The organism is Nitrosospira briensis C-128 (assembly GCF_000619905.2).
GTDB classification, from domain to species: domain Bacteria; phylum Pseudomonadota; class Gammaproteobacteria; order Burkholderiales; family Nitrosomonadaceae; genus Nitrosospira; species Nitrosospira briensis.
Window position 1 is genome coordinate 212145 of the sequence record NZ_CP012371.1, and the last position, 15265, is coordinate 227409.

Annotated in this window: 16 protein-coding genes; 9 read left to right on the forward strand and 7 right to left on the reverse strand. The window is 48.8% G+C overall.

What is annotated here, in order from left to right; all coding sequences use genetic code 11:
• Nucleotides 1–7 precede the first annotated feature (7 nt).
• The 3 genes from F822_RS00980 to F822_RS00990 are packed head-to-tail and all read right to left on the reverse strand — an operon-like array spanning nucleotide 8 to nucleotide 4065.
• Nucleotides 8–1690: a hybrid sensor histidine kinase/response regulator gene (locus tag F822_RS00980; RefSeq protein WP_025039782.1), complete on the reverse strand. Its 1683-nt coding sequence runs from the start codon at nucleotides 1688–1690 to the stop codon at nucleotides 8–10.
• Nucleotides 1691–1741: 51 nt separating this feature from the next.
• Nucleotides 1742–2155, reverse strand: coding sequence for a response regulator (locus tag F822_RS00985; protein ID WP_025039781.1), 414 nt, complete (start codon nucleotides 2153–2155; stop codon nucleotides 1742–1744).
• Complete coding sequence (locus F822_RS00990) at nucleotides 2152–4065, reverse strand: Tar ligand binding domain-containing protein (protein WP_025039780.1); 1914 nt, start codon at nucleotides 4063–4065, stop codon at nucleotides 2152–2154. The genes F822_RS00985 and F822_RS00990 overlap by 4 nt, the downstream gene beginning before the upstream one ends.
• 447 nt (nucleotides 4066–4512) lie before the next feature.
• On the opposite strand from F822_RS00990, the gene F822_RS15700 reads away from it, so the two are divergent.
• The 3 genes from F822_RS15700 to F822_RS01005 all read left to right on the forward strand — a co-directional run bounded on the left by F822_RS15700 (nucleotide 4513) and on the right by F822_RS01005 (nucleotide 7110).
• Nucleotides 4513–5103 (forward strand): CHRD domain-containing protein, encoded by a 591-nt coding sequence (locus F822_RS15700; RefSeq protein ID WP_082204569.1) that lies wholly within the window; start codon nucleotides 4513–4515, stop codon nucleotides 5101–5103.
• 434 nt (nucleotides 5104–5537) lie between these two features.
• On the forward strand, nucleotides 5538–6161 hold the full coding sequence (locus F822_RS01000) for a MarC family protein (protein ID WP_197272857.1): 624 nt from the start codon (nucleotides 5538–5540) through the stop codon (nucleotides 6159–6161).
• 43 nt (nucleotides 6162–6204) lie between these two features.
• Entirely contained in the window at nucleotides 6205–7110 is a 906-nt protein-coding gene (locus tag F822_RS01005) for a DUF6279 family lipoprotein (protein WP_156304309.1), read from the forward strand.
• A gap of 65 nt (nucleotides 7111–7175) precedes the next feature.
• Here F822_RS01005 and F822_RS01010 read toward each other — a convergent pair whose 3' ends face one another.
• From F822_RS01010 to F822_RS01020, 3 genes are all read right to left on the reverse strand, one after another.
• Complete coding sequence (locus F822_RS01010; protein ID WP_025039776.1) at nucleotides 7176–8579, reverse strand: exonuclease domain-containing protein; 1404 nt, start codon at nucleotides 8577–8579, stop codon at nucleotides 7176–7178.
• Nucleotides 8580–8581: 2 nt separating this feature from the next.
• The gene (locus F822_RS15850) at nucleotides 8582–9427 is read right to left on the reverse strand and encodes an HU family DNA-binding protein (RefSeq protein WP_269430522.1); all 846 of its coding nucleotides are present in this window, start codon (nucleotides 9425–9427) and stop codon (nucleotides 8582–8584) included.
• Nucleotides 9428–9717: 290 nt separating this feature from the next.
• Entirely contained in the window at nucleotides 9718–10047 is a 330-nt protein-coding gene (locus tag F822_RS01020) for a Cro/CI family transcriptional regulator (RefSeq protein ID WP_025039775.1), read from the reverse strand.
• A gap of 72 nt (nucleotides 10048–10119) precedes the next feature.
• Here F822_RS01020 and F822_RS01025 point away from each other — a divergent pair, with 72 nt between their 5' ends.
• The 6 genes from F822_RS01025 (at nucleotide 10120) to F822_RS01050 (ending at nucleotide 14219) form a co-directional block, all read left to right on the forward strand.
• Nucleotides 10120–10725: a hypothetical protein gene (locus tag F822_RS01025; protein ID WP_156304310.1), complete on the forward strand. Its 606-nt coding sequence runs from the start codon at nucleotides 10120–10122 to the stop codon at nucleotides 10723–10725.
• 109 nt (nucleotides 10726–10834) lie between these two features.
• The gene (locus F822_RS01030; RefSeq protein WP_025039773.1) at nucleotides 10835–11503 is read left to right on the forward strand and encodes a BRCT domain-containing protein; all 669 of its coding nucleotides are present in this window, start codon (nucleotides 10835–10837) and stop codon (nucleotides 11501–11503) included.
• Between the two features lie 345 nt (nucleotides 11504–11848).
• Complete coding sequence (locus F822_RS01035; protein WP_025039772.1) at nucleotides 11849–12715, forward strand: KilA-N domain-containing protein; 867 nt, start codon at nucleotides 11849–11851, stop codon at nucleotides 12713–12715.
• A 321-nt stretch (nucleotides 12716–13036) separates the two neighbouring features.
• The gene (locus F822_RS01040; RefSeq protein WP_025039771.1) at nucleotides 13037–13306 is read left to right on the forward strand and encodes a type II toxin-antitoxin system HicA family toxin; all 270 of its coding nucleotides are present in this window, start codon (nucleotides 13037–13039) and stop codon (nucleotides 13304–13306) included.
• Nucleotides 13303–13785, forward strand: coding sequence for a type II toxin-antitoxin system HicB family antitoxin (locus tag F822_RS01045; RefSeq protein ID WP_025039770.1), 483 nt, complete (start codon nucleotides 13303–13305; stop codon nucleotides 13783–13785). The genes F822_RS01040 and F822_RS01045 overlap by 4 nt, the downstream gene beginning before the upstream one ends.
• A complete protein-coding gene (locus F822_RS01050; protein ID WP_197272858.1) occupies nucleotides 13740–14219 on the forward strand; it encodes a hypothetical protein in 480 nt (159 codons plus the stop codon). Before F822_RS01045 ends, F822_RS01050 begins: the two co-directional genes overlap by 46 nt.
• Nucleotides 14220–14571: 352 nt before the next feature.
• Here the strand turns inward: F822_RS01050 and F822_RS01055 are convergent, their stop codons facing one another.
• A complete protein-coding gene (locus F822_RS01055; protein WP_025039768.1) occupies nucleotides 14572–14967 on the reverse strand; it encodes a type II toxin-antitoxin system HicB family antitoxin in 396 nt (131 codons plus the stop codon).
• Between the last annotated feature and the right edge of the window lie 298 nt (nucleotides 14968–15265).

A 15265-nucleotide genomic window follows, 5' to 3' on the forward strand; every position in this document is an offset into this window, starting at 1 on the left:
CCTCGTCTTACAATGTTCCCTGCAAATTTTTGGGCACATCGTCCGCAGTCAGTTCGAACCAGAACACGCTGCCTTCACCGACCGTACTTTCCACACCGATTTCGCCTCCCATCAGCTCGATCAATTGCTTGGTCACGACGAGGCCGATGCCTGTACCTTCAACCGAACCGTCCTCCTGGCCAAGTCGATTGAATTGCTGGAAAAGCTGCGTCAACTTTTCGGGCGGCAATCCGGCGCCGGTATCTTTGACGCTGATACGGATACGGTGCGGCGCAGTCGCATTACACTTTACTTCAACCGTTCCACCCTCGCGGTTATATTTGATTGCATTGGACAGAAGGTTAATCAGCACCTGCTTTACCCGCGTTCGATCCGCTCTCACAAAGAAATGCATATCCGCCGGCGGAAATATCAGTTGGATATTGCGCTCCTGCGCTTGCGGTTCCACCATGGTCCGGCATTCGACCATGACATCCCCCATACACATGGGTTCTTGGGAAACCACGAGTTTGCCCGATTCAATTGTGGCCAGATCAAGGATTTTATTGATCAACTCCAGCAAGTACCATCCCGCAGCATTGATCTCCTTGAGCATGGTCATCTGGGTGAACGTTGGTGGTGGCGAACTGGATTCCATCAATTGCGCAAAGCCGAGCATGACATTGAGCGGAGATCGCAACTCATGGCTCATGCTGGAGAGGAAATCCGATTTGGCGAGATTGGCTTTTTCCGCATCAGTCTTGGCTTTGGTCAGTTCCGTTTCAATCAGCTTCCGTTGGGCAATATCACGGCGTAATTCTTCGTTAAGCCTTGCTAATTCATCTGTCCGCTTCGCCACCAATTCTTCGAGACGATAACGATGTTGCCGCAGTTCAGCTTCCGCCAGTTTGCTCTCTGTAATATCGACCAGAATACCCTGGAGGAATAACGAACGTCCCGACTCATCCCGAACCACGCTTGCTTCATCGCGAAACCATAAAACTGATCCATCACGGGAAAGCAGGCGGTATTCGCAGCGCAAGGGCGCGCCGGTAGCGCGACTTCTTGCGCGTTCGTCGAGCATATGCCGCCGATCCTCCGCGTAAGTTCGGGCAAGAAGTATGTCCGGATCGTTCAGCCATTCGTCCGAAGGAAATCCCAGTGTTTTAATCCGGGAGCTAACGTAAAGAAAGCGATTAGTGCCATCCAGCGTAGCGATATATACGATTGCCGGAATTGTCTCCACCAGCGAGCGATATTTGGCTTCCGCCTGGGCCAGCTTGTCTTCAGCCAGCTTCTTTTCCATCCTCATCCGCCGCTCGCTCAGTACGCGTTGGATGATGGCAGGCAGCAATTCCAGGTACTGGTGCTCCATATCCTTGATGAGATAATCCCTGGCGCCACGTTTCATGGCCTCGACCGCGATAGCGGCATTGTCCGTGCCGGTAAGCATCATGACGGGGATGGCAACGTCGCCCGCCTCGTCGGTCAGGGCAGCCAGAAATTCCAAACCATTCAGGTCCGGCAAGTGGTAGTCGAGCAAAACGCAATCCGGCTTTTGCTCATGGGCAAGCTGGAGCCCCTCGCGACCTGATTCGGCTTCGGAAAGCACGAAATCATAGTCCGGGTTTCGCGCAAGGGCGCGGCGACAGGCCATGCGATCCACGGCGTCGTCTTCGACGAGGAGTACGCGAATCAGCGGTTTGATCATAGAATAATCAGCTGATGGTGAAAATCTGGAAATCTTTCACCGAAGTCCTTATCATGGCATCTCGCTTATGGTCCAGTAGGCATCGATCGAACGCATGACTTCGACGAATTGCCGATAATCGACCGGCTTGGCCATATAGCCTGCCACCCCCATGTTGAAGCTGTTCACTTTATCCTGTTGTTCCTCCGATGTAGTCAATACCACTACCGGAATACGCCTTAAATAGTCATCACTTTTCACCACGTGCAGAAACTCAATCCCGTTCATGATAGGCATGTTCAGGTCAAGCAAGATGATGCAGGGTTTTTCGCTTTCCGGATCTCGAAGATAGCTTACCGCTTCCTCACCGTTCTCCACATGTACGAGCCGATTCGTTACGTGGATTTCCTTGAGCGCGCGTATAACCGTCATGGTGTCCACTTGATCGTCTTCCACCAGGAGAATGGGTTTGTTAGTTACTTTCACGCTGCTGTTCCTTTAGTTGAGTTATCAATTGATGAAGTTTGGGGTAAGGTGAAGAAAAATGTGCTGCCCTTACCCATTGTGGACTCTACCCAGACGCTACCGCCATACATTTCCACAATTTTTTTTACCAGGGCCAAGCCGACGCCGGTGCTTTCTATACGATCCCGAGGTGCGAGCGTCTGGAATAGTTGAAAGATCCTTTCGAAATGGCGTGACTCGATACCGGGGCCATTGTCGACGACGCTGAATTTCCACTGCTCGCCTTCAGCAATACAAGTGATGCGAATCTCACCCCGGGGCTTATCCATGTATTTAATGGCGTTTGAAATCAGGTTTTGAAGTATTTGCTGTATACGGGTCGGCTCTATGACTACGGTGGGCAAGTGATTTTCCACGGTAATATTGATATTTGGCGGGGGGGCAAGAAGCTCGATCACATCTTCCACTACCTCACCGACATCCACCGCGACCGGTGTCTCTCTTACCCGGCCTACGCGAGAATATTGCAAAATGCCATCGATCAAGTTTCCCATGCGGTGTACTCTGCTGACAAGAAGGCGCATATGCTCTCTGCCTTCGTCATCGAATTTGTCCACATAATCGGTGGAAAGCCAATCCGCCAATGCACCTATGGCCCGCAGCGGCGCCTTTAGATCGTGAGAGACTACGTAGGCGAAGCTTTTCAGTTCTTCATTAGCGCTTTCCAGGTCGGCCATTAAACTGGCTTTTTGCTCCTCCACGAGCTTGCGCTCGCTGATGTCGCGCAAAATAACCACGAACATGCGGCGCTCCCCCCCCTGCATTTCGACTACGGCAATGTCCAATGGGAACGTTGCGCCATTCCTGCGCAGCCCTGCTACTTCAGTAGTCACACCAAGCGCTCTGGAGCCTGTTTTCAAGTAATTTTCAAGATAATCGATATGCCTACCTTGACTCTGATCCTGTTGTGGGAATAGCAGCTCGATATTTTGCCCGATAATCTCGCTCTCCGGGTAACCAAAAATCCTCTCAGCGGCGGGATTGAAGGTTCTGATCACGCCCTGTTCATCAACCGATGTAACGCCGACGATCAGGTTGTTCAGTAAGGCGCGGGTATGGGCTTCGCTGTCACGAACCTGACCGATGGTATCTACCAGGCTGTCCCGCATCTCCTTCAGCGCCTGCATGAGCTGACCGATTTCATCTTTCGACCGGACCTGGATTTCCTGCCTTAAGTTGCCTGCGGCCACACTCCGCGCAATGCTTACTACATCTTCCAGTGGCCGGAAAATGGCGCGGATGAAAACGAGGCTGAACAATGCAGCCAGCACCAGGGCCAGGACTATCGATGCAATGAGGATATTGCGAATGGTTTCGTAGCGTTTTTGTTCCTGCGTATATTTTATTTTGGTCTCATCAATTTGCAGCAAGACAAGTGCGTCAATGGTTTCGCCTACAGATGGATAGAGAGGGCGGATTTTTTCGACCAGAATCCGGTTCGCTTCACCGATTTTATTTGCACGTAAAGCGGCTACTGCCGGCAAGATGCCTTCGGAGACATATTTCTTGTGGTCTAAAGTGAATTTATTGGCCAGCTTACTTTCCATCGGGGTCAAGTTTGTCGCAATATAAGCCTCCCAAGTTCTCGTAATCGTCCCAATATTTTTCTCGACCATTGCCGTTTTGGTCTTGATGATCTCGGGCGTCGGCATGACCAGAGCCGACGTGATGGCGAGCCGATTGTGCAGCAGAAGCGACTCGATATGCGTCACCTGGCTCAGAGGAATGGCCCTGTCATGATAAACGGTTTTCAGGCCGTCTATCGCGCTGCTCATACCAAACAAGCCGACCACTTGAATTCCTAATACAAAGATCAGCAGGAAGGAAAGAATGAAGATCAAGCGCGATTTGATGGTCAGGTTCTTAAACATATTGACCCGGATTACTCAAAAAGGAAAACATCTTATCTTTCGTCATGTACCAAAGACTTTGGTCTTGTCCCGAAGTCTTTGATATTACCTGTATGAGCCGAAAGTGAAAAATATCTTTTAATTTAATTTAACAAATGCCTCGTTGTTCAGTGATAACGACGGGGCCGAGTAGAGCTAAAAAATTATTATTTTGATAAAAAAGCAGAATAGCCTCCAAATCTCTGACATCGTTTAAATAGCCCATTAATCGGCTTGCACCGACTCAAGCTGTAGCTGTCCATCAACCGTCACCCCTACCACACGGCCTATTGAGCGACGATTGCCGATATGTACAATTCCATTAGCTCTTCGCACCTCGATACACAGTCATGTTCGTAGACATTCGCCCTTTCTATTGCGGTATCCGTAACGCCTCGCAGTTCAATCGTCTTAAAGGAGGTAACAATCATGAAACTCAAAACCTTATTTGCAGGAGGTCTTCTGGCGGCGACAATAGCCGTTCCCGCTGCCGCTGATCAGGTATTTTACCAAGCCAGGCTTGATGGCCCCAGCGAGGCTCCGCCTAATGCTTCTCCCGGTACCGGCATGGCAATGGTCAGCATAGACACCGATCTTCGCACAATGCACATTCATGAAAGCTTCAGTGGGCTCATGGCAGATACCACAGTTTCACATATCCATTGCTGCACCACTGCACCAAACAGCGGCACCGCAGGCGTGGCAACCGCAATCCCCACATTTCCGGATTTTCCGTCTGGTGTGAGGGAGGGCGTCTATGACCATACCTTTGATATGAAAGATGCATCGAATTATAACCCTGCTTTCGTCGCGGCCAATGGAAATAACGTTGATGGTGCATTCAGTGCGCTGCTGACAGGGCTGAATACCGGCGGCGCCTATTCAAATATCCATAGCACCATGTTTCCAATGGGCGAGATACGCGGTTTCCTTGCGCCCGTACCCGAACCCGAGACCTATGCGATGCTACTTGCCGGTCTTGCCATAATAAGTGCGGTCGCACGGCGCCGTCGTGCTTGACCCGAACTCGTACTTCAGCAACATACTGACAGGGGGCCTTCGTGCCCCTTGTTTTTTTTGCATCATCAAGCCTGACTTCATGCTCGTCTACGATATTGGTCCTTGTCGGGTGGCATTGCGCCAGCTCGACCAATTAGAGATTACTGGATTCCTGCAGGCTTTTAATAAGCAGTGGCGTTCGTCGTCCGAGAGAAATCTTACACGACCCGGTGTGGCGTGCCTTGGAACACTATTCAATATTGCTGGGTTCCTAAAACCCTTGGGGCAGTGGAAGCGTACAATGCGATAAAACGGAGAACAGAAGCAAATAGAGAATCCCAACTCATACGCTAATATCAACATTGAGCGCCCGCTTCGAGAAGAATAAACCACCCATTCCGCATTTGTATGAACGCACATATTTCACCTATCCCCACTAGATAATGCTTTCAATTTTGGCTCTAACCATCAAGAAAACCATCACGCTGTTCGTGCTGATGGGGCCTGTTTCCATGATCCCGGTTTTTCTCGCCGCTACGGAGGGTTTTGATTTACGCAGCAAGGGCCGCTTTGCCAGAACTATCGGGTTGAGCGTCACGGTGGCGTTGCTGGTGGCAACATTTCTGGGGATGCCTATTTTAGGATTGCTCGGCGTATCGCTGGGGGCGATGCAGGTTGGCGGCGGAGTTATTGTCTTGTTGCTGGCAATAGCAATGGTTCTTGGGAAAGAATCAACCTTCAAGGGATCGCCCAGTATTGCTAATGAAGATGGGGTTCAGGAAGCCGCAATCGTTCCTCTGGCTGTGCCACTGCTGGCCGGTCCGGCGGCATTCAGCTATGTCATGGGAAATAGTGCATGGCATACCTCTGCCGATCTGATTCATGTGGTGGTGCCTATCCTTATCGTAGGCATCGTGTGCTGGATAACTTTTTATATGGCTTGTCAGGCGGAAAAGAAGATTCGCCAATCCACTTTGGATGTAATACAGCGCGTCGGCGGATTCATCCTTGCGGCGATGGCCATAGAAATGATGGCCACCGGATTACGTGGACTATTTCCGATGCTTGCTCCAGCGTAGTGTCAAAATGCTTATTGGATAAGAGCCTCGAATGCCGCGTGCCATGACTACATCTTCTTTGAAGTTGCCGGTTATCGCCGTGCTGATTTTGGTGCTATCCACGTTTGCGGGATGCAGCGTAGTCCGTTTTGGTTATAACCAGGCAAATCATTTGACTTACTGGTGGCTTGACCGGTTTGTCGATTTCAACGATATGCAGAAACCGCGAGCCCGTGAAGCACTCGCGAAATGGTTTGCCTGGCATCGGCGTGCGCACTTGCCTAGGTACGCCGATTTACTTGCAAACTCGCAGAATCTCGTACTGGAAGATATTACGGCCGAGCGTACATGTGGTTTGTGGACTGACTTGCGCGGATTTATGGACAGCGCTTTCGATCGCGCCCTGCCAATGACGGCTGAAATAATGTTAACGCTGACGCCACAGCAGATACAGAATATAGAGCTGCGATACGCCGAAATTAATGAGGAGTTTCACGACGAACACCTTCAGGGCGATGCGTCGCGGCGTCTCAAGAAATCAATCAAGCGCACAGCTGAGCGAGCTGAATTCTTCTACGGCAACCTCGACAACGCGCAACAAGAGCTTATTACGCGGTGGGTGACACTCTCACCCTATGAAGTCAATATCTGGAATACCGAGCGCCATCGGCGCCAGCAGGATCTTGTGCAGCTACTGCGGCGGTTGAACGCGGATAAGTCGAGCCAGGATAAGGCACAAATGGCGCTCCGGGCTTATGTGGAACGTATTTATAGCTCGCCGAGTGATGACTACAGGAAGTACGCAGAGCAAGTGTGGGTTTATAACTGCGCATTTGTGGCAAATCTCCATAACGCGACGACCGCAGCACAGCGAAAACATGCCATGAAGAAACTCAAAGACTGGGAGTCCGAGATTCGCGTGCTTGTATCGTCTGCAGAAACAGTCGGGCTCGGCCCATCCTTTCCATGAGGTCATAAAGTTTTGCCGGGTCGAATCTTCACCTCCGTAAAATGTAAATATCTCTAACTCATGAATTAATTTGCTTGCGGCCCAAGCAAAATGACGCTGACTTGCTTCCCCAGGGTCTTTAGCAGCAATTTGTAGGTATCCAGATCGAACTTCATGGCGGAGCGGACATTCAGCATCTCATCCAGATCGCATTCGTTGTCCACTGTTCCCAGGTGGCACCAGTAGTTAAAGACATGCAGTTGTGCGCGTCCGGACGATTTGCAGTATTCGCGAATGCCGATCTGTCCCGGATAAGGCCATGACTTGAGCCTGAGCGAAATCAGCGCCTGTTTCAGCCGCAGAAAATGCAGCTCAGGCGCTTCTCTACCGGCGCAGACTCCGTTGCAGCGTTTGAGCTGATGGGAAAAACAGGCCCCATGCCCTTTTTCCAGGCCCACGAGCCGGGGACACAGCCTGTTTTCTCGGATCATTTCGCGCAGCGCATCGACCGCCTTCGTTTTCGAGCGGAACAGCCCATATAAATGTTCGAACACTTCGGGGCGGATGTCCTCTTCCGTTACGATATTGACCAGCGGGATCTTGCCCGGCCCATCGGCCACCGCCAGGGAAAAGAGCGTGCAGGAACGTCGCAGCCGTTTGTTGTGTATCGGCTGGTGTTCCTTGATCAATCTTGATTCCAGGAGAAGGGCCCCCAGCTCTCCGGCTGTTTCCGTCCATTCGACCCGCTCGACCTCCTGAGCAATGCGCATATCGCCGGAAGAGGCATGATCATTGCTGAAATGGGACATCACCCGGGATCTTAGCGTAACGCTCTTGCCGATATAGAGGGGAAGGTCATTTTTACCGTAGAAGAAATAGACGCCGGGGCTGTCGGGAATACGGTCAACCATCGCCGCATCCAGTCTTGCGGGTAGGCTGGGATCTTTCAGCAACGCACTGGCCGCGTCAAGCAACTGCCTTGAACCCAGTTCGCGCCGGGCTACCTCCAAATAGGCCACCACCAGTTCCACATCACCCATCGCCCGGTGGCGCACATCGGTATGGAGCCCATGACGCTGCACAATGGCATCCAGCCCGTGACCCTTGTGTTGGGGATAGAGCTTGCGCGAGAGCCGGACGGTGCATAATACCCGATGCTGGAGCAGGGCGCCCATGCGCCGGTATTCGTTCTTGAGGAAACCGTAGTCGAAGCGGACGTTATGCGCGGCCAGCACCGCCCCCTCAAGAAAACTGTAGAGTTTGTGCGCGACTTCTTCAAATGACGGTGCATCCTGCACCATTCCATTGCTGATGCCGGTTAGGCGAGTGATGAAAGGTGGAATGGGCATGCCTGGATTGACCAGCGTTTCCCAGCGGTCGCTTTCCATTCCCTCTTCGAAGCGGATGAGCGCAATTTCGATAATGCGGTCATGCAGGGGCGTGGTGCCCGTGGTTTCCAGGTCAAGAATGACGTAGGGGAAAGGAAGCACCGCTAATAATACCCAGGCGCAGGGACGGGCGAGGAAGAGAAGCGATCCATTTTATCCACCATTGACAGCTGCTTTAAGCGCGGCGCCTGGCTTGAATCCGGCACTTTTGCTGCGGCAATCTTCAGTTCTTCGCCGGTCTTTGGATTACGGCCGATGCGCGCGGCGCAGCTGCGCACTTCGAAGGTGCCGAATCCCAGCAGCGAGAGGGAATTGCCCTTTTTGCAGGACCTCGACAATGATACGGTAAACACCCCCCACGGCACGGGCCGCATCGGCCTTGCACCAGCGGGTTTAAACCGTTTCCATCGCGCAACTTGCGGCTTGTCCCCTGATTTCGCGTTGCGGATTTCAATAGCGGATAAGAGCTCAGAGACCATGACGGGTAAAATAGGGGCCGCCATCTTTCTCGGAAAATCGCGGGTTAATTTACTATCATCTTCATCTAGGGAACGAGCAATACCACTGATTATTTCTTCAATTGGCGGTAATAATTGATGCCATATTGATCGGAGAATTTCTGATCTAGTTTCTATTCTTGCTTTTAAATCAGGATGTAAGAATCTCTTCAACTCTAGATCGTATTCTCTGGGAATTAACGCGCTGTAATAATTAAAAGCTTGTCTCTTTTCCCCTTGGTATTTCTGTAGCAACCGGGAAAGCTTTTTTGCGTGGTTTACGATTTCTTTAAAGTCTTCATACCTGTCCGCAGAGGCGGATTTTGATGATTTATCCCAGTTTTGAATATCCATCAAGAAATTACCGATAATCCCCCCTCGAGCTGCGATTGGGGTTGGGTAATTTTGTTCCTCTATCCATTCCCAAACGGATATCATTTCCCGACGAACCAAAATTCTTTCGAGAATGTTGATTTATAGTGTTAAAGATTTTTCAAAATCTGCCCAGCATCGGTAACCCTCCTTTTTTGCATATCTCTCCAGATCGCTTTTAGCATGGTCTTGTGGCTGGAAATTATTCCTTGATTTACATAATTCTGAATGTATTTGCGCTACAGTCGCAGGCGCCCAATGTGGGTATTTCATAGCGCTCCTTCGAAGCGTATCCTTCAATAAGGATGCCACCCCAGGCGGTGAAGGTTTCCGCTTTTCGCCCCGTCAGGCTAGAGGTGGCTGTAACTTGGCTACAGGGCAGCCTTCCCCATGGCCAGCGTGGTCGCCATAAACGCGGAAAATTCGGGATGCGCCTTAACGGCGCTTTTCTCGATGTCATCAAGCGAATATTGATATCTGGTTTTGTCGAAATACACTTCTCCCTCCTCCGCGAGTTCAATGAGGTCATCTACCAAATCTCTTGCTTTGATGAATGCTTCGGGGCGAAGCTCGCGAATTTCGTACTGACGAAGCTTGGGAACTTCGTCGCCCCACAGATACACGGCCTGTACAGTTATACCGAGTGCAGCGGCTAACTCAGCAACGCTCCCAAAGAGTGAAATGGCAAAAGTAGTTTTCATAGGCAGAATTAAAGTATGCTTTAATTCTAGGTGTCAAGTACGCTTTAATGGATCAGTCGTATGATTACGGTTATGAGTACATTAGAAGAACGAGTCTTGGAGGCAATTGAGGCAACAAACCTGCCGGTGCCTGCATTAGCTAAGAGGGTAGGGGTTACCGTTCAGGCTATTTACGACTGGAAGAGGGGGTTATCCCTCGGAGATATGAAAGCGAGGTTTCTGTATGAAGGAAAAGGGGTTAAGAAAAAAATGTTGACCCAAGGTCAGGTGAGAATCCTCCAGATAGCCGAGCACATGGAAGATGGGGCCAGGGAAAATTGGATAGCCATCGGTACATTCCTCGCATCGGTTAACCCTATTTCCAACACCGTTGACACTATTCCAGCTCGGCTATCAGAATTGAAGACGCCTGAGCGTCGCACTGGGGCCGGGGAAGGGCCCCAAGGCGCGCGCGCAAGGGTATGGCATGGGCGAAACGATAAGGAGCGGCGACCTACTTCCGGACAATTATTCTACGGAGAAAAGGAAAAAAGATGGAAACTCCATTTAAGCTTGTTCAGAACAAAATATCGCACGACACCGTCCAACCCGCCAAAACCATCGTGGCAGATGCGGAGAGTGGAGATTGCATTGGTTTCGCAATTACCGCGATGTACAGACATGGGAATTACACCGTGAACACAGCGGGGGAGGCCTACAAAAGCCCAACATTCGCGATTGGAATGGTAGTTATGCTTTTAGATCATCTAATTAAGAGCGTTATCAGAAAGCAGGGGAAAGCGTAGAGATGAGCTGGTTTAGGAATTTGTTTGGTTCGCGAAGCAGCGAGGATAACAAAATTAACGACCCAGAAGATCCTCGTCTTCTCAAGATTCACGCAAACCGGCTGATTAATAGAGATATAGATCAGTTAACCGGAATCTGCGAATTCGCCCTACAAGACGGACATGTTGATCAATCCGAAGCAGAGGCAATTCTGGGTTGGTTAAACAATCATAAAGCCTGCCTAGACACATGGCCTGCTAACGTACTATATGATCGACTGAGACGTATCTTGGCAGACGGTGCTTTGGATTCTGATGAACAAGCTGATCTGCTGACTCTAATTATGAGAGTAGCGAGTCCGCGCGCAATTGATGGCTCTGTTATTCCGTCTTCATTACCCATTGATGATCCAGTGCCAGACATCATCTTTGAAGGCCGCAATTTTTGCCTTACAGGTGTTTTTGACTTCGGTTCCCGTGCTGAATGCCAAGAGGCTGTGGTGAGACATGGGGGTATTCCTATAAAAGGTGTAACCAAGAAACTACACTATTTGGTGATTGGAAATGTAGGATCAGAGGTATGGAAACACACCAGTTTTGGGCTAAAGATTGCAAAGGCCGTGAGCTATAGGGAATCAGGAGTGCCACTCGCAATTATCGCAGAGAACCATTGGACCGATCACATCGTTTAAAGAGGGATTAAGACTGAAAAACTTCCTCACCTACGCTATTGGCGCTCTCACCGTCTTGCTGGCCCGACTGGTCAGGATAGTTGTGCGGATGAATGAAAAGAAGTGATATGCGTGGTCGAGGTTACAGCGTTTTACAGTGATTTTGCAATGCAGAATGTGATGAGCCGAAGAGGGGGATTAAGGAGTTGGAGGGGGAATTGAAGGAGTTGAGGCGAGCCCCATGACAGCAACAAAGAAATATGCCATAGCGCCAGGGGATCATTCGAATGCGGTGGGCTAAGGAAAGGGGTTGAATCAGTTAAATCAAATTAAAAGCAAAAAAATTAATAAACATCTGGAGGTTTTGTGACGCCGTCTCGCATTGAAATTTCATACAACGGGGAAAAGTTTCTAATTGATATTGCCGATGGAAACATGGTTAATTTGAATAAATTACATGAACTCTCGGGGACGGTTAGAGGGAAAGCGCCAAAGGAATGGGTTAAGCTTCCCAGTACAAAAAACATAATAGAATCAATTAATGGGGGAAAATCCCCCGTTTTAAAAACTAAGCGCGGGATGGGCGGCGGAACATGGGCACATTGGCAACTCGCATTATCTTACGCGCAATATCTTTCGCCAGAATTGCATCTGATTGTTAATCAAATATTCAAAGAAAGACTGGAAGAAACGGCAGATCCAGAGCTAGGAATAAACAGAAGCAGAGCAAGGGCTGTAAAAAGATGGGAGCGCCAGGGGCGTGATGAAAAATGGATAGCAGATAGAGAGCATCATTTAGATACTCGTAAAATTTACATTAATACATTGCTAGAACATGACGTAAAACCAAATTATGAAATAGGTATCTGCACAAATAAAATATACAAAGGTCTTTTTAATAAAGACAAGGCAGAGATTGAAAAGGATATACGAGAAAAAAACCCTGATTTACCTAAGAAGGTAAATATTCGGGACCACGCAAAAAGGTCATCAATAGCAGCCATTGGGCTTGCCGAGGCGTTGGCGTCAGAAGAAATAGATCAATGCGATATACGAGGGGTAGAGGATTGCGCCAAAACATCATTTGATAAGGGCTTCTCAGTTCAACTAGCGTTAAGTCATTCAAGATCAAAATCTAAAGGAAATTTACCCAAAAAAGCAATTTCAGCAGAAGAGGGGAAAAGGAGAATCAAGGAATTAAGAGATGCGATAAGGCCGAAATTGACCGAATAATTTCAAACTGAACCGCTCCACCACACACAACCCGCTTCGGCGGGTCTTTTTCCCCTATTAGATAGCCGATCCCTCTTTAAAGGCCCGCATCCTCCCAAACGGGCCTCTTCTTTATCTCCAATTCAGCTCTGTGAATTACCCACATTGACGCTCTGGTGTACCTCAGGACAGTAGCCAATACTGCTGAGTTCTGTGACAATCTCATCGATAATTTGTGATTGTGTAACTTTATAGTTAAGGAAGTAATTTATAGCGTCAGCGCTTATTAAAATTTGAAACTGATTTTCAGTTGCAAATTATGGAACATTTCACCATAATACTTTGTCAAAAAACAGCAAACTAGTTGCGCGCCTGCGAAGCCGGCCAAAGGACTTTACATGGGAAGAATTGACGTCCCTGTTGAAGCACTTTGCTTATCACGAAAAAGCAGGAAGTGGTTCGAGCAGAAAGTTCATAAATAGTATTACAGACCATAAGTTAGCATTTCATAAGCCTCATCCTGAAAACGTAGTTAAGCGGTACGTCATTGATGAGGTTATTGCTACTCTGATTGAAAATGGTCTGATTCCAGAAGAGGAGGATCAACAGTGACAAAATTTCGCGAACTGCTGTCTTATAATGAGTTTCAGGGTTCTGCTGAAATTAGCGTCGAGGATAACTGTTTATTTGGTCGTATCCTGCATATCAATGATGTAGTTACATATGAAGCAAATTCTCCTAAAGAGCTTGAAAAGTCTTTTCGGGCCGCTGTGGACGATTATATTGAGTTCTGCAAAGAGCAAGGGCATCAGCCCTGCAAGCCATATAAAGGGGTCTTTAATGTCAGAATTGATCCGACCCTCCATAAGAAATTAGCCTTTTTGGCAAGAAGGAAGGACGTAAGTCTTAACGAAATAGTAAACGAAGCCCTTTCTGAAAAAGTAGGAGCAGAAAGCAGGGTTACAGGGCCAGTCATTCACAATCACAGCCATGTCGTAAACATTATTAGTAATCATGATTCATACGATGTCGAGGAAGGTACTGCATGGTCAGAAAAATCTCAAAAACCAAATCTCGGGTTCATACAGTAAAGACACCCGTGTCGTTAGTGCTTCAAACAGTTGAGATAAAAAAATGTAGCATAGAACGCAGGCTTCCGAGATTTGCGGCTCCGCGCGGAAAAATCGAATCAGAATTGAACCTCAACGTTTATTTTGCCGAGGGCAATAGGGGAGCGAAAGGTGTAATAGGCCTATTAAGTTTAGTCCTAAACGGAAAAAGTGTTGTCGGTGATGAGGCTGCTCCCTTCTCAATTTCCTTTGAAATGGAGGGGTTTTACCGCTTAGACGACGCCGATACAGAATTGAGTGAGAGCGACTTGACAGAACCATTGATTGCGAGAATTGCCAATGAGCTTTATCCCCTTGCTATGATGAGGTCGTCTGAGTTGCTTAGCATGATCGGCTATGGAGGAGTTCGATTATCGTATGGGCTAGAAATGGAAAAAGCAATGCAACCCTCGTAAACCCGCTTCGGCGAGTTTATGTTGTCTCACCATAAAAATGGCCCGGTAGCGATCTAGCTCCGGGCCATTTAATTGTTGCGTTTCAACTAGCGACGACCATTCCCAGACCGGCGACAAACACAAGAATATATATCCCCCAAAATACAAGAAAATCACTCATGGCACACCCCCTGATCTCTAATCGTTAAACTGTCACAAAAACTTCTGCCGCCACGACTTTAACTTAAAAGATCAACGGCCTAACGAAGAAATAGTAATTTGTTAAGCTAATATTTTCATAGCTGTTACAGCTACGGTGGGGCACAACAGGCGCCCCCTTACACCCCCTTCCCCCGCCCTCATCCGACGCGTTCTATTCTTCCTTCATAGCCTCCTGCGCCGCCTTGGCGAGAAACCCTGACCTGGTCATATGGTGAGTACTGGCGTATTCATCAATGTTACGCACTAGGCCCTCTGGTAGCGAAATGTTCAGCCTGACAGCCTTGGAATACTTTTCCACATCCACATCCACGATAGCCCATACGGCATCAGCGAGATCTGGATCGGCCTTATGCTCAGCTAACGTGCCTGCTTTAGGTATTTCAATACCTTTCTCCACCATCAACTCGTAATGGGCATCAATGGCCTCTTTCGCCATCTCCAAAGCCTCATCCAGGGTATCCCCAACTGAGAGGCAACCGGGAAGATCGGGGATAGTCACGCCGTACTTAATCCCATCGTCCGTATGTAGTGCCAATATAAATTTCATTTATTACCTCCATTTCCATCCAGCTTGCCGGTAGATATTGCGTAGCGTTCCGATTGGTAATGTCTGAATCGGGGTGTTTCACTGTTACCAATCCCGCTTTTTCAAAATGCGTGAACTGGTGATGCGATCCAGATTCCAGCCTTCGCTTTGCAATTTCTTGATTATGTCTTTGCTCTTCATGTGTGTAGTTATACACACATTTGATAAGTAAGCAATCTTCTATACCAATCAACCTTCAGTCTGAGCGTGTCTAAAATACCCACACTGATGTACCTTGGTCCAATGGGCGGCATTTCTG

What these genes read in the sequence shown, in the direction of transcription:
- F822_RS00980 (WP_025039782.1), bottom strand. Translation starts at nt 1,690, where the DNA reads ATGATCAAACCGCTGATTCGCGTACTCCTCGTCGAAGACGACGCCGTG.
- F822_RS00990 (WP_025039780.1), bottom strand. Translation starts at nt 4,065, where the DNA reads ATGTTTAAGAACCTGACCATCAAATCGCGCTTGATCTTCATTCTTTCC.
- F822_RS15700 (WP_082204569.1), top strand. Translation starts at nt 4,513, where the DNA reads ATGAAACTCAAAACCTTATTTGCAGGAGGTCTTCTGGCGGCGACAATA.
- F822_RS01005 (WP_156304309.1), top strand. Translation starts at nt 6,205, where the DNA reads ATGACTACATCTTCTTTGAAGTTGCCGGTTATCGCCGTGCTGATTTTG.
- F822_RS01020 (WP_025039775.1), bottom strand. Translation starts at nt 10,047, where the DNA reads ATGAAAACTACTTTTGCCATTTCACTCTTTGGGAGCGTTGCTGAGTTA.
- F822_RS01025 (WP_156304310.1), top strand. Translation starts at nt 10,120, where the DNA reads ATGAGTACATTAGAAGAACGAGTCTTGGAGGCAATTGAGGCAACAAAC.
- F822_RS01030 (WP_025039773.1), top strand. Translation starts at nt 10,835, where the DNA reads ATGAGCTGGTTTAGGAATTTGTTTGGTTCGCGAAGCAGCGAGGATAAC.
- F822_RS01050 (WP_197272858.1), top strand. Translation starts at nt 13,740, where the DNA reads ATGGTCAGAAAAATCTCAAAAACCAAATCTCGGGTTCATACAGTAAAG.
- F822_RS01055 (WP_025039768.1), bottom strand. Translation starts at nt 14,967, where the DNA reads ATGAAATTTATATTGGCACTACATACGGACGATGGGATTAAGTACGGC.